The 20573-nt window shown below is 45.5% G+C and carries 18 protein-coding genes, 1 tRNA gene and 1 other annotated feature; of the genes, 10 read left to right on the top strand and 9 right to left on the bottom strand.

All coding sequences use genetic code 11. The annotated features are described in order from the left end of the window. Window positions 1-72 precede the first annotated feature (72 nt). Window positions 73-627, bottom strand: coding sequence for a DJ-1 family glyoxalase III (locus NSB28_RS11065; RefSeq protein ID WP_109627296.1), 555 nt, complete (start codon window positions 625-627; stop codon window positions 73-75). Between the two features lie 642 nt (window positions 628-1269). Between NSB28_RS11065 and NSB28_RS11070 the strand changes: the two genes are divergently transcribed. Then, a complete protein-coding gene (locus tag NSB28_RS11070; RefSeq protein WP_109627298.1) occupies window positions 1270-1740 on the top strand; it encodes a CYTH domain-containing protein in 471 nt (156 codons plus the stop codon). A 61-nt stretch (window positions 1741-1801) separates the two neighbouring features. On the opposite strand, the gene NSB28_RS11075 is transcribed toward NSB28_RS11070, so the two are convergent. Beyond that, window positions 1802-1999: a hypothetical protein gene (locus NSB28_RS11075; protein ID WP_109627300.1), complete on the bottom strand. Its 198-nt coding sequence runs from the start codon at window positions 1997-1999 to the stop codon at window positions 1802-1804. 190 nt (window positions 2000-2189) lie between these two features. Here NSB28_RS11075 and NSB28_RS11080 point away from each other — a divergent pair, with 190 nt between their 5' ends. Both NSB28_RS11080 and NSB28_RS11085 read left to right on the top strand, forming a co-directional pair. Beyond that, the gene (locus NSB28_RS11080; RefSeq protein ID WP_109627302.1) at window positions 2190-2549 is read left to right on the top strand and encodes a helix-turn-helix transcriptional regulator; all 360 of its coding nucleotides are present in this window, start codon (window positions 2190-2192) and stop codon (window positions 2547-2549) included. Between the two features lie 164 nt (window positions 2550-2713). Continuing rightward, complete coding sequence (locus NSB28_RS11085) at window positions 2714-2959, top strand: helix-turn-helix domain-containing protein (protein WP_187374214.1); 246 nt, start codon at window positions 2714-2716, stop codon at window positions 2957-2959. Between the two features lie 96 nt (window positions 2960-3055). On the opposite strand, the gene NSB28_RS11090 is transcribed toward NSB28_RS11085, so the two are convergent. The 3 genes from NSB28_RS11090 to NSB28_RS11100 are packed head-to-tail and all read right to left on the bottom strand — an operon-like array spanning window position 3056 to window position 5566. Next, window positions 3056-3979 carry a SufB/SufD family protein gene (locus NSB28_RS11090; RefSeq protein WP_109627304.1) on the bottom strand — a complete coding sequence of 308 codons (924 nt, stop codon included), beginning with the start codon at window positions 3977-3979 and terminating at the stop codon, window positions 3056-3058. Further along, a complete protein-coding gene (locus tag NSB28_RS11095; RefSeq protein WP_109627307.1) occupies window positions 3954-4715 on the bottom strand; it encodes an ABC transporter ATP-binding protein in 762 nt (253 codons plus the stop codon). The genes NSB28_RS11090 and NSB28_RS11095 overlap by 26 nt, the downstream gene beginning before the upstream one ends. Before the next feature lie 17 nt (window positions 4716-4732). Further along, complete coding sequence (locus NSB28_RS11100; RefSeq protein WP_109627309.1) at window positions 4733-5566, bottom strand: hypothetical protein; 834 nt, start codon at window positions 5564-5566, stop codon at window positions 4733-4735. A gap of 197 nt (window positions 5567-5763) precedes the next feature. Here NSB28_RS11100 and NSB28_RS11105 point away from each other — a divergent pair. Beyond that, window positions 5764-5837: transfer RNA gene (locus NSB28_RS11105), tRNA-Arg, on the top strand. Window positions 5838-5989: 152 nt separating this feature from the next. Here NSB28_RS11105 and NSB28_RS11110 read toward each other — a convergent pair. Then, on the bottom strand, window positions 5990-7144 hold the full coding sequence (locus tag NSB28_RS11110; RefSeq protein WP_257497739.1) for a sensor histidine kinase: 1155 nt from the start codon (window positions 7142-7144) through the stop codon (window positions 5990-5992). A gap of 311 nt (window positions 7145-7455) precedes the next feature. Here NSB28_RS11110 and NSB28_RS11115 point away from each other — a divergent pair, with 311 nt between their 5' ends. Beyond that, window positions 7456-7926 (top strand): hypothetical protein, encoded by a 471-nt coding sequence (locus NSB28_RS11115; protein WP_257497738.1) that lies wholly within the window; start codon window positions 7456-7458, stop codon window positions 7924-7926. A gap of 20 nt (window positions 7927-7946) precedes the next feature. Next, a complete protein-coding gene (locus tag NSB28_RS11120; protein WP_109627313.1) occupies window positions 7947-9533 on the top strand; it encodes an ABC1 kinase family protein in 1587 nt (528 codons plus the stop codon). 16 nt (window positions 9534-9549) lie between these two features. Here the strand turns inward: NSB28_RS11120 and NSB28_RS11125 are convergent, their stop codons facing one another. From NSB28_RS11125 to NSB28_RS11135, 3 genes are all read right to left on the bottom strand, one after another. Further along, window positions 9550-12198, bottom strand: coding sequence for a valine--tRNA ligase (locus NSB28_RS11125; protein WP_109627315.1), 2649 nt, complete (start codon window positions 12196-12198; stop codon window positions 9550-9552). Window positions 12199-12316: 118 nt separating this feature from the next. Further along, window positions 12317-12551 (bottom strand) — a binding site (T-box leader). A 76-nt stretch (window positions 12552-12627) separates the two neighbouring features. After that, on the bottom strand, window positions 12628-14097 hold the full coding sequence (locus NSB28_RS11130) for a diguanylate cyclase domain-containing protein (protein ID WP_257497737.1): 1470 nt from the start codon (window positions 14095-14097) through the stop codon (window positions 12628-12630). A 59-nt stretch (window positions 14098-14156) separates the two neighbouring features. Continuing rightward, window positions 14157-16022 carry a serine hydrolase domain-containing protein gene (locus NSB28_RS11135; RefSeq protein WP_109627319.1) on the bottom strand — a complete coding sequence of 622 codons (1866 nt, stop codon included), beginning with the start codon at window positions 16020-16022 and terminating at the stop codon, window positions 14157-14159. A 190-nt stretch (window positions 16023-16212) separates the two neighbouring features. Between NSB28_RS11135 and NSB28_RS11140 the strand changes: the two genes are divergently transcribed. From NSB28_RS11140 to hflK, 4 genes are all read left to right on the top strand, one after another. Further along, window positions 16213-16953 carry an SIR2 family NAD-dependent protein deacylase gene (locus NSB28_RS11140; protein ID WP_109627322.1) on the top strand — a complete coding sequence of 247 codons (741 nt, stop codon included), beginning with the start codon at window positions 16213-16215 and terminating at the stop codon, window positions 16951-16953. Window positions 16954-16988: 35 nt separating this feature from the next. Further along, window positions 16989-18389 (top strand): MATE family efflux transporter, encoded by a 1401-nt coding sequence (locus NSB28_RS11145; RefSeq protein ID WP_109627324.1) that lies wholly within the window; start codon window positions 16989-16991, stop codon window positions 18387-18389. 149 nt (window positions 18390-18538) lie between these two features. Continuing rightward, window positions 18539-19096, top strand: coding sequence for a hypothetical protein (locus NSB28_RS11150; protein ID WP_109627326.1), 558 nt, complete (start codon window positions 18539-18541; stop codon window positions 19094-19096). Window positions 19097-19404: 308 nt separating this feature from the next. Then, a complete protein-coding gene (hflK, locus tag NSB28_RS11155; RefSeq protein ID WP_109627328.1) occupies window positions 19405-20571 on the top strand; it encodes an FtsH protease activity modulator HflK in 1167 nt (388 codons plus the stop codon). Window positions 20572-20573 lie beyond the last annotated feature (2 nt).

The raw sequence follows: 20573 nt of genomic DNA on the forward strand, positions 1-20573 counted from the left end.
ATCCATACTTACAGTCATTTTAATAGTATAGCATACGCATTTCCAAAATGCCACCCTTTTTTCAGCGCTTTATCAACTTTTTAGAAACATTACTGACTGGCCTATTTTAACGGCCTCATGGCTTCCCACAAGCTGTTCGGCCAACTTTAAAGCAAAGGGAAGCGCTGTACCCATCCCCCTGCTGGTGGTGATATTCCCATCCACCACCACGTCCTCTTCCAGCACCCGGGCTCCCTTAAGCCTGTCCTCAAATCCGGGATAGCATACGGCATCTCTGCCCTCCAGCAGTCCCAGGTCCCCAAGAACACTCGGTGCAGCACAGATAGCTGCAATTTTTCTGCCTGCCCCTGCCGCCTCTCTAAGCAGCCCGCACAGCCCTCTGTGTTCTCCCAGATTCCTTGTGCCCGGCATTCCGCCGGGCAGGACCAGCATGTCTGCATCCCCAAAATCACACTCTTCAAACAGAACATCCGCCTCCACATGTATCTCATGCGCCCCGCAGATATTCCTGCTTCCGGTAACAGAGACAGTCTGAATCCCAATTCCTGCCCTCCTTAAAATATCCACAACAGTCAATCCCTCAATCTCCTCAAACCCATCTGCCAAAAACAAATATACTCTGCCCATCATTAACCTCCTGATCTTCACATGCCCGCGCATATACCGCCGCATGATACCTTGTGCTATAACAGTTCCATAATTGTTATTTTAACAGAAGATGGGGAGGATTTCTACTCTAATTGTGGGACTGCAGATGATTACTGGCTGAGAGGACGCTTTGCATTGTGAATGGTGAATCAGCGTGAGGAACAGGCAGGCGGCCAGGTGGTATCGTGGTTCTGTCCGAACCGCTGCGTCCTGAAAATCTAAGGCTCCAAAGTCTGCTCGAACCGTGAAAGGCGGCCGGAAACTCGGTCCGTTTGCCCGATGCAAACGCCCCTCAGACAGCTCCGGCCTTGAGCGCAAGCGCTCACTTTCACTGACCGCAGCCTCTGGAGCCTAAGATTTTCATGTCCTCGCTATAGTCCTTCACCGCGATACCACCTGGCCGCCTGCCTGTTCCTCACGCTGATGCTATAGTTCTTGGTGCAAAGCTGGCTCCCATAATGAGGAGGGAGGATAAGTGAAGTCATTACGTTATTGGATTCCCGGAATAGAATGAAATCAGCAATATATTTACCGCATATCTTGTAAAAATATAATCTTTTTATGGTATACTAATAAACATCACCGCATTCTCATCATAATCAAAACCAGGAGGTCATTAGCATGGAAATTGAACGTAAATATCTGATTGAAGAATTGCCGGAAGATCTTGAGAATTATCCTTTTCATATCATTGAGCAGGGATACCTTAATACGGAGCCTGTTGTGCGCATACGGCGGCAGGATGATGACTATATACTTACCTATAAATCAAAGGGGCTTATGGTGAGGGAAGAATATAATCTGCCTCTGACAAAAGAAGCTTATGAACATCTGTCTTCTAAAGTGGACGGATATATGATAAGCAAGACACGTTATCTGATTCCTCTGGATGCCGGACATACTATCGAGCTTGATATTTTTCACGGCCATCTGGACGGGCTGAAGATGGCTGAAGTGGAGTTTGCCGCCAAAGAAGAAGCAGACAGTTTTGTGCCTCCTCTCTGGTTTGGCAGAGATGTCACTTTTTCCGGCGAGTACCATAACAGTCAGCTCAGTCAGAACGACAGCAGGCCGCAGACACCGGGAAAATAAACTCCCGGTCCTCTGCGGCCCGCAATTCATGTTAATTTTTGTTATCTTCTTAAACCATTTTTCACATACGCTGATTGATATATCCCATCATTTCCTCAACTGTTAAACAGTCATCAGGAAGATAATAATCTCTTCTCTCCAGTCTGCGTTCAATCAGATCCGCCTGCCATCTTGCTGCCGTACAGCAGACTCCAGACAGTAATCCTGTCCCCATCACTTTGCTAGTTTCCAGTTTCATTCCAAGCTCCAGTAATTTCATATTCTCTCTCCTGCTTCCTACATTAAATTATGACATCATGATATAACTATATTACTATCAAACAGTTGATTTTTGCAACACTTTGTTGCTATTTTCTGTAACATAATCCCCTTCTGATACATTCTGTAACTGAATCGACTATTCTTTGCAATTATTGGTATAATAGGTACAGTTTAAGGGGGGTGATTACATGCAATCTACTTTAGGAGAACGTCTTAAAATACTACGCCACAATAACAACATGACTCAGGAAGAGGTAAGCAAGTATCTCAATGTACAACGTCAGTCATACTCACATTATGAAAACGATAAGCGTATGCCTTCCCTGGATATACTTATACGCCTCACAAAACTGTACAGTATATCCCTGACTTCCCTGCTCGATGCTGCTGCCTCATATGAAGAAGAAGTAAACAACGTACATCTTATCCCGCTCAATCAGACTGAGGCAGGTATAATCTGTGATTACCGAGCTTTGTCCCCTGTACACCAAAACGACGTGCTGGACTATCTTGCATTCAAAAAATTCGTTTCTGGCAGAAAGGAATAAGGCTGCCGTTTTCCCCTATTACTTCTATCATGGTTTTCAGCTGATATTATACTACTACATCTCACTTTTTGCAACTTATTACTTCGCAAAAGTTAATATATAGTTTGTTCAGTTTTTCTTTTGACAAGACTACACTATATGTATTGTCAAAAGGAGGCTTAAATATGGATAAAGACCAGATTAAGCAAAAACATATTAAAGAGTACCGCCAAATCGGTCTCCTCATCGCTTATCACAGAAAGCTGAACGGCTATACGCAGCAGCAGCTGGCTAAAAGCATCAACATAAGCCGTACCCATTTAAGTAATATAGAGGCTCCTGATGCTGCCACATCTTTTTCCCTTGAGATACTGTTTCAGATCTCGGATGCATTAAATGTTCCAGTCAAGAAGTTTTTTGAATTTGAATAACCAATATGACCATAATAACGGCAAGGGTGCTGCATTTTAAACTGCAGCACCCTTTAACTGTCCCCTTCTATCTAAACCACCTGTTTTCGTTCAGAACTATTTCAGGAAGTCTTCGATTATAACAGCCTCCGCTTCAGACTCTGTCAGCCCGAAAGTACGCAGCTTGATAAGCTGGGCGCTGTTTATTCTCCCGATCGCAGCTTCATGGATGATCTGGGCATCCAGATAGTTGGCATTGATTTCAGGAATTGAGGAGACTCTGGCCTGATCCATGATAATAGAATCACATTGTATATGGGCATGGCAAAGGGCATTCCCCACTGCTTTCGGATGGAATACCTGGCTGGATCTGCCTCTGGCCACAGAACGCGATACGATCTGAGCGGAACTGTCATCTCCATTTAACTGCACTTCCATATTAGAAATGGCGCTCTGCTCCCCATGGGTCATCAGCTTTTCAGTCACATACAGCCTTGCATTTTTCCCTGCTTCCACATATGTTTCTCTGACAGTTGAATCAACGCCCTTTATCTGTGCCGTGTCCAGAGTGAAAACCGAATTCTCTCCCATATAAATCTTTGTTGCTGGATTGAGTATTTTCTCCCCTGTCCCCTCTCCTTCCCCGTAATGTTTTTCTTCGTAGCGTACTGCTGCATTTTTCCCTACATGGAAGGAATGGATGCCGTCATGTCTTGCTTCATTGCACCCATCATTGTGTATGGCACAGCCGGCCACTATAATTACGTCCGCACCATCTTCCACATAGAAATCATTATAGACTACATCCGTCATACCGGATGCCGCTACCACTACAGGTATGTGTATCTCTTCTCCCTTTGTCCCTCCGCTGATATAGACATCTATGCCAGGATTATCCTTTTTCTTTACAATCCTGATATTTTCTGTATCTCCATGGCAGACTGCCTGCCCGTTATATCTCAGGTTAAAAGCGCCTTTCTGTCTGAATCCTCTCTCATCTATGAATTTTAATATCCTACTCGTCACTGCATCCAGTTTCATTACCTGCACCTCCTCTGTGCTGCATACAGGTACAGCTCCCGGCATCCCCGATCATCAGGCTGGGCAGCATCTCTTCTTTTTTCCCTATCTTCTGAACCGCTCCGTCTTTGATCACCATTATCCTGTCTGCCATTCTGATGATCCTCTCCTGATGTGATATAAGCAGGATACTCTCTTTCTTCTCTCTGTGCATCTTCTCAAATTGCTTTATAAGCATTGAAAAGCTCCACAGGTCTATTCCAGCCTCCGGTTCATCAAAAATACTTAATTTATGTTTTTTGGCAAAGACAGTAGCAATCTCTATCCTTTTCATTTCACCTCCAGAAAGAGTATTGTCCACTTCTCTGTCCTTGTATTCCTTGCCGCACAGGCCTACTGCTTTTAAAAGAGAACAGCATTCTTTCCCGGCCAGTTCTCGTCCTGCTGCAAGAGAGAGCAGTCTTGATACCGTCAGCCCTTTGAAACGCGGCGGCTGCTGGAATGCAAATCCGATTCCTTCAATCGCCCTTTCGTCTATGCTCATATCTGTAATCTCTCTGCCGTCCAGCCAGATTCTTCCCTGGCTGGGAGTTTCGATTCCCATGATCAGATTGGCAGCAGTCGATTTTCCTCCGCCGTTTGGGCCTGTTACTACAAGCATTTCACCGTCCTCAACAGTAAAGCTCACATCGGACAGAATTCTGCGTCGTATTCCATTTTCTTCTGCTTCATAAGATAAGTGTTCAACCTTCAGCACTTCTATCGCCTCTTTTTCTAATTAATGCCGTTTTCCATCTGAGCCATAAGCGCCTCATGAGAATACGGCTGATCTATTGGCAGGGTAACTCCCAATGAATCTATTGTCAGGGGCTGCCCGTCACCCATGCTGTACCATATATCTACACTGTCAGGATTCACAGAGCTGGCATAATTCTGCAGGGTCTTCTGTACACTGTCCAATATGGCATATGTCATCTGTTCACTGTCAAAAACATGGAATTCATCAGCCTGATTTTCCGGAGGCCCTGTAAAGATAGAAGATTCAGGTGAAAATGCAACGGATATTCCGCCTTTTCCGCTGTATATCTCGTCAGCAAGTGTCAGATTCCATCCTGTCAGATCTGCAATTCCCTGTATCAGGCCGGCGGGCGTTTCCTCACCATTATACGGATATGTCTGAAAATCCTCTCCTCCCAGAGTTATGTACAGCATCAGATCCTTCCGCACATCTGCGGTACCCTGAGTCTCTGCTGTTGTTCCCGTGTCTGCTCCCACAGGCTGGCCCTCCGTGGTATACACCTCTTCATCTATACCCTCTGTGCTCTGCCCGTCTGTACTTTCCCCTTCTGTATTTTGCTCCTCTGTAATCTGTCCCTCTGTTTTCTGCTCTTCCGGCATTGTTTCTGTCTGATCATTCTCAGTCTGTGTTCCGGCCGCTTTAGTTTCATCATTCTGTTTTGCCGCGGTTTCTGTACTCTGTATTTCCTGAGCCGCCTTTGTCTCTTTTCCCGTTTCCTTCTGCTGGCTGCTGCAGCCTGCTGCCAGGCTGAGTGAAGCCGCGCACAGTGAAAAACAGCATATAGCGGCCATTAACTTTTTATTCATCATATTCTGCCTCCTGTCTGACTGCTGAACAGTCATTTATAATTTCTGGTCCCAGGGTCATTTTACCACATTTCGGTACGTTTGTTAATTATAGTTGTATATTGCATCTTTTGTAACTATTACAATTTTTTTTAATAATTTTAAATTTAGGGGTTGACATTTTTCGAATAATACTATAAAATAAGCTTCGTTGTTGAGATGTGCGTGTAGCTCAGCTGGATAGAGCGTCTGACTACGGATCAGAAGGCCGGGAGTTCGAATCTTCTCACGCACGTTGTTTTAGGCGGTTTCCCAGATTGTGGGAAACCGTTTTTTTGTCTTTGACCAACATTTGACTAACAAGTTGTTTTCGCTTAAAGTTGTTACTTAAATTCAGCCCGTCCTTTAAAATATCAGCCGGCAGGCTGGGGAGAATGCATCTTTTTTCTAGTGTTCTTCCTGGATCAGTGCTTCCGGAAGTACTACAGTAAATACGGTGCTCTCCTTGCTGCTGCTTGCGAGTATCTCTCCCCTGTGGGCAGTTATGATCTGCTTTGCTATGGCCAGCCCCAGCCCTGCGCCTCCCATATTTGTAGATCTGGAGGTATCCAGGCGGTAAAACTTTTCAAATATGGTTTCCAGCTTGTGAGGCGGTATCGGATTCCCTTTATTTACAAATCTCACTACTACTGTACGGTTTTCTATTTCCACAAAGATCCTTATGACAGTATTTTCATAACTGTAGGCTATGGCATTTTTTAAAATGTTGTTAAATGCCCTTGCCAGCTTATCTCCATCTGCCCAGACCATAGTATCCTCCGGCGAATGGATCTCCACCTCCTTATTCTGCTGTGAAAGGATGGGATAAAACTGTTCAGCCAGCTGCTGAAGCAGAAAATACAGATCAACTCTCCCCATGCTCAGCTCTATGGAGTGCAGGTTAAATCTGGTAATGTCAAAGAACTCGTCAATCAGTTCTTCCAGCCTGTATGCTTTGTCTAAAGCCACACCTGTATATTTTTCACGCTGTTCCACAGGCATATCGCGCACCTCATCCAAAAGAGACAGATAACCAATAACCGATGCCAGAGGTGTTTTAAGATCATGCGCAAGATATGTGATCAGATCATTCTTTTGCTGAGACTCCTTCTCCAGAAGTGTCAAATGCTCCTGTTCCCTGTTCTTAGCCTGTATCAGCTGGCTCTCAATCTCCGCATATTCCTTTGGCAGTTCCAGCCCCGCATCCTCCTGCTTCAAATACACCCTCATTGCCTCTGAAATGTAGCTGATAGTCGCTATCTCCTTTTTTCGGGCGCTTCTGGCGGATATAAGTACTGCCATCAGGGCAATAGCTGCAGATGAAATCACAAAAAAGACTATAACAAAGTTTTTAAGGTTTGCCCAGTCCGGCTCGGTAACTGTATGGTAACCCTCCATTTCTCCATATGACATATCATATGTGTTCATAAAATTGTTATAAAACCAGTCGGCCACGGCTCCATTTAGTCCATCATCCACGAATGAAAGAAGGACAGCGCATACTGCAACGGTGCAGGCTACTGCCAGCACCGCCTTATTAATGATTTTACTTTTGTTCCTCAATTCCAACCTCCGCTTTTGGGCCATTCAATTTTACTGAGTATACCATATTACAACGTTTTCAGTTTTAATATTCGCAGATTAAATTCTTAATTTCCAATTAATATGTTACTGCTCACTCCGTGACCAGTAACATTAATATATTCCATAAGAAACAGGCGCCTTCTGTGAAATCTAAAATATTTATATACCAGGCCAACATTCTAAATTATTTCATAAGATTTCATAAAATACGCCTTTGTTGCCAGATAATATGGTATAATTAAAAAATCTTAAAATAATGTAATTGAAGCTGATTAAAGGAGGAAATTCTTATGGATATTGAAGAGGGCATCAAAAAAGTATTGCTGGCAGGTATCGGGGCTGCCACTGCATCCGTTGAGGTAGTAAAGGATATTGCAAATACTCTTGTTGAAAAGGGCGAAGCTGCTGTATCTCAGGGAAAAGTAATAAATGAAGAACTCAAACGTGATGTAAAAGAAAAAGTAAAGGATCATGTTACTGTAAATATTGTAAAAGAATACAAAGATGCAATGAATGCTGTTGATCACATGACTGCCGAAGAGCTGGAAGCATTAAAGGAAAAGATCGAGGCTGCTGAAAAGGCCGCTGAGGAAAAGGCTGCAAAAGAAAAAGCTAAAAAGGCCGAAAAAGAAGCCAAAGCTGCTGAAGCAGAGACAGAAGCTGCTAACCAGGAGACATGTGCTGCCGAAGCTGAGGACGAAGCTGCTGACCAGGAAGAAAACACTGCTGCTGAAGAGGCTAAATCGGAAACGGAAGAATAATTCCGTTATAAATAAAATATATGGACAAAAATAATTCTTTTTCCATTGAACGCATAGGCGAAATGGCATCTGTACTGAAAAAACATCATCTGACCCGCGGAGTGTCTCCTAAAAAGCTTAAAAATCTGCTGGAGGACCTAGGGCCCACATATGTAAAACTGGGACAGATCATGTCTATGCGTTCTGATATCCTTCCTGAATCATATTGTCAGGAACTGACAAAGCTGCGCACGGAAGTAAAGCCATTTTCCTTCCAGACAGTTAAAGAAGTTATAGAAGCAGAGCTTGAGAGACCGGTGGAACAGATATTTTCTGAAATTTCCCCCGTTCCTTTAGGCTCTGCTTCTATTGCGCAGGTGCACTGTGCACTGCTTTTGGACGGAAAAAAGGTTGCCCTCAAAGTCCAGAGGCCTGCCATTCGTGAGACTATGGAGAATGACATCACTCTCATGAAGAAGGCCAGCGGCCTTTTAAAAATCACTATGGGGACAGGAGACCTGATAGACTTTAATACTATTCTGGATGAGCTGCTAAAGACAGCTCTTGAAGAGATGGATTTTAATCTGGAAGCTTCTAATCTCGACTTGTTTGCCAGCAATCAGGAAAAAATATCATATGTAACCTGCCCCCGGGTCATACGTTCTCTCACAACTCCCAGGCTTTTGGTGATGGAATACATAGACGGTATTCCCATCGACCAGACAGAGCTGCTCACCTCCAGAGGATATGACATGGAGGAGATCGGGCAGAAGGCTGCGGAAAATTACTGTAAGCAAATACTTGAGGATGGATTTTTCCACGCAGACCCTCATCCGGGCAATCTGTACATCTGTGAAGGTAAAATAGCATGGCTGGACTTCGGTATGGCCGGACATCTGTCCAGCCGTTACCGTCAGCTTATTCAGCATGCTATATTGTCCCTTCTGCAGAATGACATTTATGAACTGAAAAATGTCATCCTGTCTATCGGTGAAGCCAGGGAGCGGATTAACCATGCCCGCCTCTATACAGATCTGGATGACCTCATCAGCCGGTACATGAGCATGGATTTTGGCAGCATGGATCTGGGCGAACTCATTGAACGCCTGCTGGATATGGTAAAACAGCATAAAATCGCCATACCTTCTGATATAACACTCCTTGGCCGCAGCATGATAACTATGGAAGGAACCCTCCGGGCCTGCTCCCCCAATGTTAATATGATCCAGATCCTGACATCCCATATGTCATCAATTGCCTTTACAAGTCTGGATCTCAAGACAGAGGGCAGACACCTGGCCAGAAAGCTCTACACTTCCGGCACAAAATCACTTGATATCCCCGCCCTGCTCTGCGACCTTTTAAATATAACAAAAAACGGGCAGACAAGATTGAATATTGAGTTCTCTGACGCTTCAGACCTCATCCGTGAAAACCGCCGTTCATCAGGCAGGTTATGTCTCGGCATCGTTTCAGGAGCGCTCTTCATCGGTTCAGCTATGATGTGCGCACTCTCTTCCCTCCCCACAATATGGGGTGTCCCCTGGCCTGCCTTTATTGGATTTATCTTGGCTCTGCTGCTTATTTTGGGGCTGTTATGGGATATCATTATAAAAGGCAGGAAGTAAGGCGGCATAATTGGTTTTATTTCACCAGCTGTGCAAGTCTTTCCTGCACCTGTGCCATCATATCTGTATACCTGGCCAGCTTCGCTTTCTCTTCTTCGATCTTGGAAGCAGGAGCCTTGCTCACAAATCTCTCATTTCCCAGCATTCCATTAACACGTGCAAGTTCTTTTGTGAGCCTTTCTTCTTCTTTCTTCAGACGTTCTACTTCTTTTTCAATATCCACCAATTCAGCAAATGGCATATAGATCACTGCATCAGGTATCACTGCTGACACAGCATCGTCAGCAATTCCTGTCTTATCAGTCTGGATCTCTACATCGCTGGCATATCCAAGAGTGGCAAAAAATACTTTTCCATTTTCAAAGATATCCCTGATTTCCTGCTTTTCAGAAACCACATATACTTTTGCTTTCTTACTTGGAGGGACATTCATACCTGTACGCACATTCCTTATACCGCGCACTGCCTCTTTGATCGTCTCGACTGCCGTTTCATCCTCTTTAAAATCCCAGTCATTCCTAAACTGCGGCCATTCGGATATCATGATGGATTCTTCCTCTTCCTGCAGTGTGCAGAATATCTCTTCTGTAATAAAAGGCATAAACGGGTGGAGCAGCTTTAAGGCATTGCCCAGCACTGTTTTCAAAGTCCAGAGAGCAGCTGATTTTGTATTGTCATCATCATTATAGAGACGTGGTTTAACCATCTCAATATACCAGTCACAGAATTCCTCCCAGATAAAGTCATAAACCTTCTGAACGGCAATACCCAGCTCATACTTATCCATATTTTCTGTGACATCGCCTGCCAGAGTATTTACTTTTGAAAGAATCCATTTATCGGCGCTGGTAAGCTGGCTTAATTCCATTGATGAGGGCACTTCCGCCTTTTCCAGGTTCATCATGATAAATCTGGATGCATTCCAAACTTTGTTCGCAAAGTTTCTGCTCGCTTCCACTCTCTCCATATAGAAACGCATATCATTTCCAGGTGCATTTCCTGTAATCAGCGTCAGTCTGAGCGCATCTGCCCCGTACTGGTCTATGATCTCCAGCGGGTCGATTCCATTCCCCAGAGATTTACTCATTTTGCGTCCCTGGGAGTCACGGATCAGGCCGTGGATCAGTACATGATGGAACGGAACCTTTCCTGTCTGCTCAAGAGATGAGAAGACCATACGGATTACCCAGAAGAAGATAATGTCATAGCCTGTCACTAAAACATCTGTGGGGAAGAAATAATCCAGATCCTCTGTCTTGTCAGGCCATCCAAGTGTGGAGAACGGCCACAGAGCTGAACTGAACCATGTATCCAGTGTATCCTCATCCTGTGTTAGATGTGTACATCCGCATTTTGGACATTTTTCCGGCTGACTTCCAGATACCACAATTTCACCGCATTCATCGCAGTAATATGCCGGTATACGGTGTCCCCACCACAGCTGTCTGGATATGCACCAGTCGCGGATGTTTTCCAGCCAGTGCAGATATATCTTGTCGAAACGCTCAGGCACAAATTTCAGGCTGCCATTCTTAATAGCTTCTATTGCAGGCTTAGCCATCTCCTCCATCCTGACAAACCACTGCTGTTTGATCATTGGTTCCACTGTCGTCTTGCAGCGGTCATGGGTGCCTACATTATGTGTATGCGGTACTACTTTCACAAGAAGTCCCAGTTCCTTTAAGTCTTCCACCATAGCCTTGCGGGCAGCATAACGCTCCATATTGGCATATTTTCCGCCAAGCTCATTGATCGTAGCATCATCATTCATAATGTTGATCTCAGGCAGATTGTGACGTTTGCCCACCTCAAAGTCATTCGGGTCATGGGCAGGCGTGATCTTTACGCAGCCAGTACCAAATTCCTTATCTACATAGCTGTCTGCGATCACAGGAATCTCTCTGTCTGTGAGCGGCAGCTTCAGCATCTTTCCAATCAGATCCTTATAACGTTCATCTTCCGGATTAACGGCAACTGCAGTATCCCCCAGCAGAGTTTCAGGACGTGTGGTGGCGATCTCCACAAATTTCCCCTCTTCTCCCACAATAGGATAATTAATATGCCAGAAAAAGCCATCCTGGTCAACATGCTCTACTTCCGCGTCCGATATGGATGTCTGGCATACAGGACACCAGTTAATGATGCGGGAACCTTTATAGATATATCCTTTTTCGTAGAGCTTGATAAACACCTCTTCTACAGCTTTGGAACATCCTTCGTCCATCGTAAAACGTTCCCTGTCCCAGTCAGCAGATGAGCCCATCTTCTTCAGCTGATTGATGATCTTACCGCCGTACTCTTCCTTCCACTCCCAGGCATGCTTCAGAAATTCTTCTCTTCCGATTTCATCCTTGTCTATCCCCTGCTCCCTGAGCTTCTCTATCACCTTTACCTCTGTGGCAATAGCGGCATGGTCTGTTCCCGGCTGCCAAAGCGCATTGTAGCCCTGCATCCTCTTATACCTGATCAGGATATCCTGCATTGTATTGTCCAGCGCATGTCCCATATGGAGCTGCCCTGTTACATTGGGCGGCGGCATAACGATAGTAAATGGTTTTTTACTCCTGTCCACTTCCGCATGGAAATATTTTTTGTTCATCCACTTCTCATAGAGACGGTCCTCTATACCCTTTGGATCGTATGTCTTTGCCAGTTCTTTGTTCATTATAATTCCTCCTGGATAATCCGGCATCCTCTGTCCGGTAAAATGTGACCGCGCAGCTTAGAGCATTTTCGAAAAATGCTCCGGCGCGGAGTTCAAAAAAATAACGCCCTCTGCATATGCAAAGGGCGTATTAAACGCGGTACCACCTTTTTCATACAGAAAATCCTGTCAGGACCTTCCATATCTCTCCAATCCTTTAACGCTGATTACGCGTAACGGCCTAATCCACTGTTTCTCAGCCGTTCAGTTCAAAAGCTACCTTCTATTTATCCTATCTGAAATGCCCTCCCAGCCCATGAGGCATCCTCTCTGACAGACGGTGTAAATATACTCCTCTTTCTCGCCACCTTTTTAACTATGTACCCAATAATAGCTAATTTGGGGGATTTTGTCAAGGGCTTGGCTGATTTTTGCATAATAACCAATATCTTAGTTACCGTTCACTCCATGCTCAGTAACACGCTCAGCTGCCTTTACCCTCATCCACTTCTCAAATGCCTCCGCGATCTTGGGGCTGAACTTTTTCCCGCTCTGATTCCTGATGTCCGCCAGGACACTTTCCTGCGGCTTGCCCTCAACGCCTAAATAGCCAAACCTGGCCCTGTCATAAGTGTCTACTATGTGAATGATCATGGCTTCCTCAGGAATCCTGTCTCCTGAGATATGGTAAGGATATCCGCTTCCATCCCAGTTCTCATGGTGGTAAAGGATCGACAGCGCCTTATTCCTGAGTTCCGGAGCCGAATAGAGGATACGGTAGCCGACTTCCGGATGACGCTTGACTTCAAGACGCTCCGCTCTTTTCAGGGGCACATTTTTGTCCAGCACTTCCCCCGACATGGAAGCCATCCCAATATCATGCAGATACCCCAGCTGCTGAAGATTCTGAAGCCCTTTCTCGTCATATCCCAGATACCTTCCGAATTCTGCCGCCATCACAGATACGTTTCTGCAGTGATTATGGAATCTGGGGCTTTTTTGAAATAAAGTCTTCAGGACGATATCTACTGTTTCCGACTTCTGCTGGGTGCTTCTTATGACTTTCTGGCTGTACATGGCATCCTCGGCCGCATGGATCGTCACATTAAGCCCTTCCTCTTCTTTCCTTTTTACGGCCATTCCCCATGAGAAAGACAAAGTCAACCCGCCCAGTTTATGGCTGGCCACTTCCCGCTCCACCCTTTCCATGTACTTCTGTACCTCATCCGGCCCAGTTTCCGGAAAAAGCCCCACGATTTCATCCCCGCCTATTCTGGCCAGCTGGTAACCTGGTCCCGCATATTTTTTAAGCGCATCAGCAACACCTATGATTGCCTTGTCTCCAAATTGATGTCCCAGAGAATCATTTATCATTTTCAGGCCGTTAAGGTCCAACACCATGACAGAGAACGGCATACCTGATTTTTCATCATATTGTTTAAGAAACTGGGTATAAAACCTTCTATTAAAAAGTCCCGTCATTGCATCACACAGATTTTCATGTGCTATCTCCTCATAGCGGGCTGCAAAGGTCTCCATGTCAGTCAATATGCACAAAATACATTTATCCTTATTTAGTCCTGCCGCTCCCACAATGCTGCTGGCAGTCACTGCCACAGGTATGCACTGTCTCTTCCCTGTGCTCAGAAAGCTTATTGCTGACGCCGCCGTCCCGCATTCAGCTTTTTTGAGAAGAGAAAACAGTTCCCCATGATCTTTTTCTGCCACGTACCCTGTCAGAGATGCTCTGGCTTTTTTCTCCCCTCCTGTCATCCTGTAAAACTCTCTGTTTGCCATCAGTATCTGCCCGTCATCTCTGCAGACCACATAGCCTGCAGGAGCATGTTCAAAGATTTCCCGGTAGCTTAACTCTCCTGTCCCATTCTCGCTAAGCCACTCTCTTATATCGCTCTGTTTCATAGCCCTTATCTCCTCTTGCCTAAAGCGTGTTCGAAAATCCATTTTTCGGTATACACGCTCTAATTTTCTACTGATTCCTCCTGCTCAGTCTCTGCAGTTTCCTCACTTCCGTAGATTATAGGGGCAATAGATGACTCCATAACTCTCTGGATCAGCCTGGCTCCTTTGCCATCCTTTTTATCAGACCATTTCAGTTTGCTCCCTGCATCCTGCATGATCCCCGCAAGGCCATTGAGTATGACCACCTTACCGGGAGCTTCATTAAATCTGAGCTCGATTTTTTTATCTTCAAAATATATCCTGCAGGTCCTTCTGGCTGCCTCCTCAAGAAACGATATATCCAGCTTCAGGACAAGCCTTTCATCCTCATCTCTGGCTATTGTTCCTGTAACTGCAGCCAGATATGGCTCCCCATGTTCTGTTATCTCCGTCACACAGGCCCTGCCAATGCCGATTTCTATTTTTTTATCTTCTTCACCTTCTGTAAATTCCATCCACAGTCTTCCGTTTTCCGACGTAAACCACAGCTTTTTAATGCCGTCTGTATAATTATTATGAAAAACCTGCATCATCAGCGGGAAAAAGCCCACTGAACCGCTGTCCATTATGTACCGGCGCCCCTCTGCCATGTGCATCAGATCCCTGATGCCGGCCTGAACATTCCTGCCGGTCAAGTCAGCGGCATATCTGTCACTTCCTGCACGCCGTTCCCGTCTGCAGTACCTGCCTGACGGCTTTCTGTTTTTCCAGCCTCCCTGTTCAATCAGACTGACACCGCCTGATGCTGCCTCTGCACTGCGTATTACTGCTTTCAGATGCCTTGCCGCCTCCAAATCCTCCTGCAGAGGGCCTGCTCCAGGAGACAATTTACCTATGTATTTTTCCAGGATGCCCATGACAGCCCCCTCCTGGAAGATTTCACTGCTTCCTGCATTCGTAACAATAACCAGGTCAAGATCTGGATATACCAGTACATTCTGTCCCAGCATGCCATTGAAATTAAAGCTGCCTTCCCTCTTTTTAGGCCAGATCTGATAGCCATAACCGCAGGAACTGCCGTCCTCATCCGTATCTATCTGTTTTTTTACAGATTCCTCTATCCACTCCTGAGCTATGATCTGCTGCCCGTTCCAGACTCCCTTACAGCGGTAGAGCCAGCCCAGCTTCGCAGCATCCTCCGGGGTCAGGAAAAGTCCCCATCCGCCTTTTGTTATACCTTTGGGACATGTCTCCCAGAATACCTTTGTTATACCAAGCGGCTCCCACAGACGCGGCCTCAGATAGTCCATCATGGTCTCGCCCGTTATTTCCGTGACAACAGCAGAGAGCATATAAGAATTCATACTATTGTACTCGAATTTAGTACCGGGACTGTCATGAATGCCCGCCTCAAGAAATCCTTTTACCCAGTCACTTCCCGCAACAGCTCCGGTCTCGTTAAATGAGACTCCGCTTGCCATAGTAAGCAGGTGCCGGATGGTAATATCTCTCTGTCTGAGAAAACTAAAAAGATTCTGCCGGTTCTTAAATATATCTATCAGATGGTCATCCAGACTAAGCTTTCCCTCTGCTATCAGCATTCCAATTGCCATACCTGTAATGCTCTTGCACAGCGAATGTGTGATATGCCAGATCCCTCTTTTGTATGGTGCAAAACCGCACTCACAGATGACATGTCCGCCCTTTACTGCCATGAACTGATGGATGTCACCCGTCCTGCTTTCTGAGAGCTCTTCAATCATGCCGGACAGCCAGTCCGAAGATATCCCCTGGCTTTCAGGTGTCGCCCTGGGAAACTTCTGCTGCAGCTCCCCCTGGGGAAAAGCCGGCTTCTGAGGAAAATACTCTACCCTGCTGATGTCTGCTGTTTTTCCAAGCACCAGACTCCCAATCAGCTCAACAACTGCTTTTTGTTCCTTTAACATAATTGCCGCCTCCGTTTTGATATAGTATAATACAACTTTAAATATGATACAAGTGCCTGTTTTCTGTTACTTTTCTCACGCTATTGGCCCGGGGAGTATTTTCGTGCATATTTTGTATATATTCTCCAAATATGTTGACTTCATCTGTCTCCATGACCTAAAATAGAATCAAAACAAGGAGGGAAATCATATGTTAGATGAAGCCTTAAAAAAAGCGGTCTTAAGGAGCAGGTACTTAGTCGCCCTGTGCGGGAGCGGAATGTTGAAGGAATACGGCCAGCTCAGCATGCGCGACCCTGACCGCGCCTATGAGATTGAGAAAAAATACGGATATTCTCCGGAAGAAATGTTCACAAGTTCTTTTTATTCAACCCGCCCTGACAGATTTTTTGAATTCTACAGAAATGAGATACTGGCCGGAGAGGGCTGTCCCGGGGAGGCCTTTTATCATCTGGCAGACCTTTCAAAATGCGGAAAATTAAAATGCGTGATCACAAACAACGTATACAGCTATCCGGAAAAAGCCGGATGCGAAAACGTAGTTTCCCTGCATGGTGATATTGAAAATAATTACTGTCCCCACTGTAAAGAAAAATATCCCAAAGAATATATCCTCGCGTCCAAAAATGCTCCCCGCTGCAGCAAATGCGGAGCTTTACTGCGCCCCGGACTGATCTTTTTCGGACAGACAGTCGATAATGCTCTCATGAGCCGCGCCACCGCTGAGGTTTCAAAAGCTGACGTTCTTCTTGTGATCGGCTCAAGCCTGAGATTTGAACCCGCAAGGCAGTACGCCCGGTATTTTGAAGGCGACCACCTTATAGTCATTAATCCTGTGTCCGACTACTCAGACCGCCAGGCTGACCTGGTCATAAATGAGCCGATTGCAGATACCTTAAAGAAGATTTCAGAATGGGTGGAAGAGGCTTGATTTTTAATTCTAGCGCGAGGGATGGATTTTACTAAATGAAAAAGAATATGATCAAAACTAACCACATTACTGAAGGAGTCATCTGGAAACAGTTGCTGCTGTTCTTCTTTCCAATTGTACTGGGTACCTTTTTCCAGCAGTTCTACAATACCATAGACGCTGTCATCGTAGGGCGTTTTGTTGGCAAAGAGGCTCTTGCCAGCGTGGGAGGCTCAGCCGGCCAGATCATCAACCTGGTAGTTGGCTTTTTCACAGGCCTCACAGCCGGAGCAACTGTTATCATATCCCAGTTCTACGGGGCAAGGGACGGCAAAAGCCTGGGGGAGAGCATACATACAGCCTATGCCTTTTCTCTGGCAGGCAGCGTTATCATTACAATAGTCGGCATCCTGCTGGCCCCTTATATGCTTGAAAAGATGAATACGATGCCTGAATTGATGGCAGACTCCACTGCTTATCTGCAGATCTATTTTGGCGGAATAGTTTTTGTCTTCATTTATAATATAGGCTCAAGTATCCTGAGAGCTGCCGGGGATTCTAAAAGGCCTCTTTACTACCTGATCGTCTGCTGTTTTTTAAATATTGTGCTTGATATCCTTCTGGTGGTCGTGTTCCCTCTGGGTGTGGCAGGCGTAGCTATTGCCACTCTGGCATCACAGGCTGTCAGTGCTGTCCTTGTAACAAGGGCTTTAATGAAATCAAGTGACATTCTTTCACTGTCCTTAAAGGAAATAAGGTTCCACAGGAACGTGCTGCGCTCCCAGCTCCGGATAGGCCTTCCGGGCGGGCTTCAGTCTGTGATGTACAGTTTTTCCAATATAATCATCCAGGCAGCGCTGAACCAGTTTGGCACCGATACCACAGCTGCCTGGGCCGCCTACGGAAAGCTGGACGCTATCTTCTGGATGATCAGCGGCGCCTTCGGCATAGCCATCACTACTTTTGTGGGGCAGAATTTTGGCGCCGGCAAATACGACAGGATCAAAAAAAGTGTCCGCATCTGCCTGTTCATGGATTTTTCAGTGGCCGCTATCCTGGTGGTTTTCCTGATGCTCGCCAGAGTTCCGCTTTTTAGCATCTTTACAGCCGATGACAACGTAATTCAGATCGGTTCAAAAATGCTGGAGATGATCACACCCTGTTATGTGTTCTTTGTATTTATAGAGATCCTTTCCGGAGCCCTGCGGGGTATCGGGGATGTGCTTATCCCAATGCTGCTGACCATGTTCGGCATCTGCGCGCTCAGAATAGTCTGGGTGGCAATCGCAGTTCCAGTAAGCCCCTCCGTATCGACAATTATCTTCAGCTATCCTATAACATGGGTGCTTACATCGATCCTGTTTATCATTTATTATGTATACAAGCAGAAGCGTCTGTTTCTGAAAGGAGCTGCCAGTAAATCAAAGACCCCCGCAGCAGTCACCAAGGTCAAGTGAGCCTGACTTTGGCCCGTTGCCCGCGTGAATAAAGGCGGTCCGGCTGAACTTTTACACTGCAACATCAATATCTGAACTTTCATATGGCAAGTCTCCTCCTCCTATGCTATAATGGCTGTATATTCTAATCTTGCGGAAGGAGAGAAATTATGTTTGAAGAAACAAGAAGAACTGCAGGCCGGGGGCTAATGTTTGTATTTACCGGCCAGATAGTAGCTCTGTTTAGCTTTATCCCGTTTCTGGGGCTGGCCGCACTTATCATCGGCGCTGTCATCTCCCTTTATGGGCTCTACACCCTGTCACAGGCAACCATAGACTATAAGAATGCATTCACGCTTACTCTTGTGGGAATGGTCATCGGCATTCTCGCCAACTTCTTTACAGGGGGATTTATGAGCGGTGTGTTAAGTATCCTGAAAAATATCATCAGTTTCCTGGTAGTTTATTACGTGTGCACCAGCACAGGGCAGCTGCTTTCAGGGATGAGTATGGCTCAGGCCTATACGCAGGCAGAGCGCGCACGCACAATATGGATGCTGTATGCAGTATGTATGGCTATCTCTATTGTCTGCGGACTTCTGTCTTATATACCGATCATCAATATTATGGCTGCTCTTGTAAGTGTTGTGACAGCCGTTGTACAGCTGGTGGCTTCCATCCTTTATCTTATTTTCCTCTGGAACAGCCAAAAGCTTTTACAGCTATAAATATTTAATAAATTTTTAATTGATTTTTCTCAAAAAGTATGTTAATCTTTTGACAAAGAAAAGGGAGTAGCTGCCATCGATATAATAAATAAGATGGTACATGGTGTCGTCAGTACGATAGCGATATCCGCATCATGTAAGTGATTAGCAAGACTTTTATTTCAGGCCCGGCCTGGAATAGAAGTCTTTTTTTTATAAAAAATTATACACGCAGTCTTAAGCTGCTCCTTATCTTCAACATGATGACTGCCGGAACACTAAAAACCATGGTTTAGCATACCGGCACTGCAACCGGAAGGAGAACGATTATGAAGATACCAAACGGACAAGATTTCTTTAAAAGAAAGACACAATTTAATACCGGCTCAGACAGTACATACCATTCAGGCGGCAGTTCCGGCAGATCAGGCGGCCGCATTAAACGGACTGTCATTATAGTGATTGCCGCAGTTGTTTTTGTTTTCCTGGGCATGGGCGCATTTTACCAGATACAGGAGCAGGAACAGGCAGTGCTTATCACTTTTGGAAAACCTAAAGCTGTCACGGAAACAGGACTCCACTTTAAGCTTCCTGTTATCCAGCAGGTAAAAAAAGTGAACACGACTATTCAGGGATTTCCTATCGGATATGATCCCGCAACAAATGAACCTCTTGATTCAGAAAGTGTGATGATAACAAATGATTATAATTTTATCGATGTTGATTTCTTTGTTGAATACAGGATCTCTGATCCTGTCCAGTATCTGTACGCTTCTAAACAGCCTGAAGATATTTTAAAAAATATCGCCCAGGGCAGCATACGTACTGTCATAGGAAGCTACAAGGTAGATGATGTACTGACTACTGGAAAGAGTGAGATCCAGGCCAAGATAAAAGAAATGATCCTCACCAAGATGGAGGAACAGGACGTGGGCATCCAGCTGGTAAATATCACCATTCAGGATTCTGAGCCCCCCACTGTTGAAGTAATGCAGGCCTTCAAAGCTGTGGAGACAGCCAAGCAGGGAAAAGAAACTTCTCTGAATAATGCAAATAAATACAGGAATGAAAAACTTCCTGAGGCTGAGGCAACAGCTGACCAGATCATCAAAAATGCCGAGGCAAAAAAACAGACACGTATAAATGAGGCTGAGGCCCAGGTTTCACGATTTGATTCCATGTATGCGGAATATGAAAAAAATCCTGTAGTAACAAAACAGAGGATGTTTTATGAAGCCATGGAAGAAGTCCTTCCGGGCATGAAGATCATAATAGACAACGGCGATGGTGTGCAGAAGGTGCTCCCTCTTGATTCTTTCACAGGAGACAGCAGCGCTGAATCACAGACAGGTACTCAGACGCCCAAAACTGCAGATCCACAGAAACCTGCCGCTGAAAAGGCCGCACCTGCCGGCACTGAAGCTAACAGCAGCTCCGGGGAGGGCAGCCCTTCAGAGGATGCGGCACCGGAACAAGAAACTGAAGCAGGCAATTAGGA

It is taken from the genome of Murimonas intestini, assembly GCF_024622195.1.
GTDB classification, from domain to species: Bacteria; Bacillota; Clostridia; order Lachnospirales; family Lachnospiraceae; genus Murimonas; species Murimonas intestini.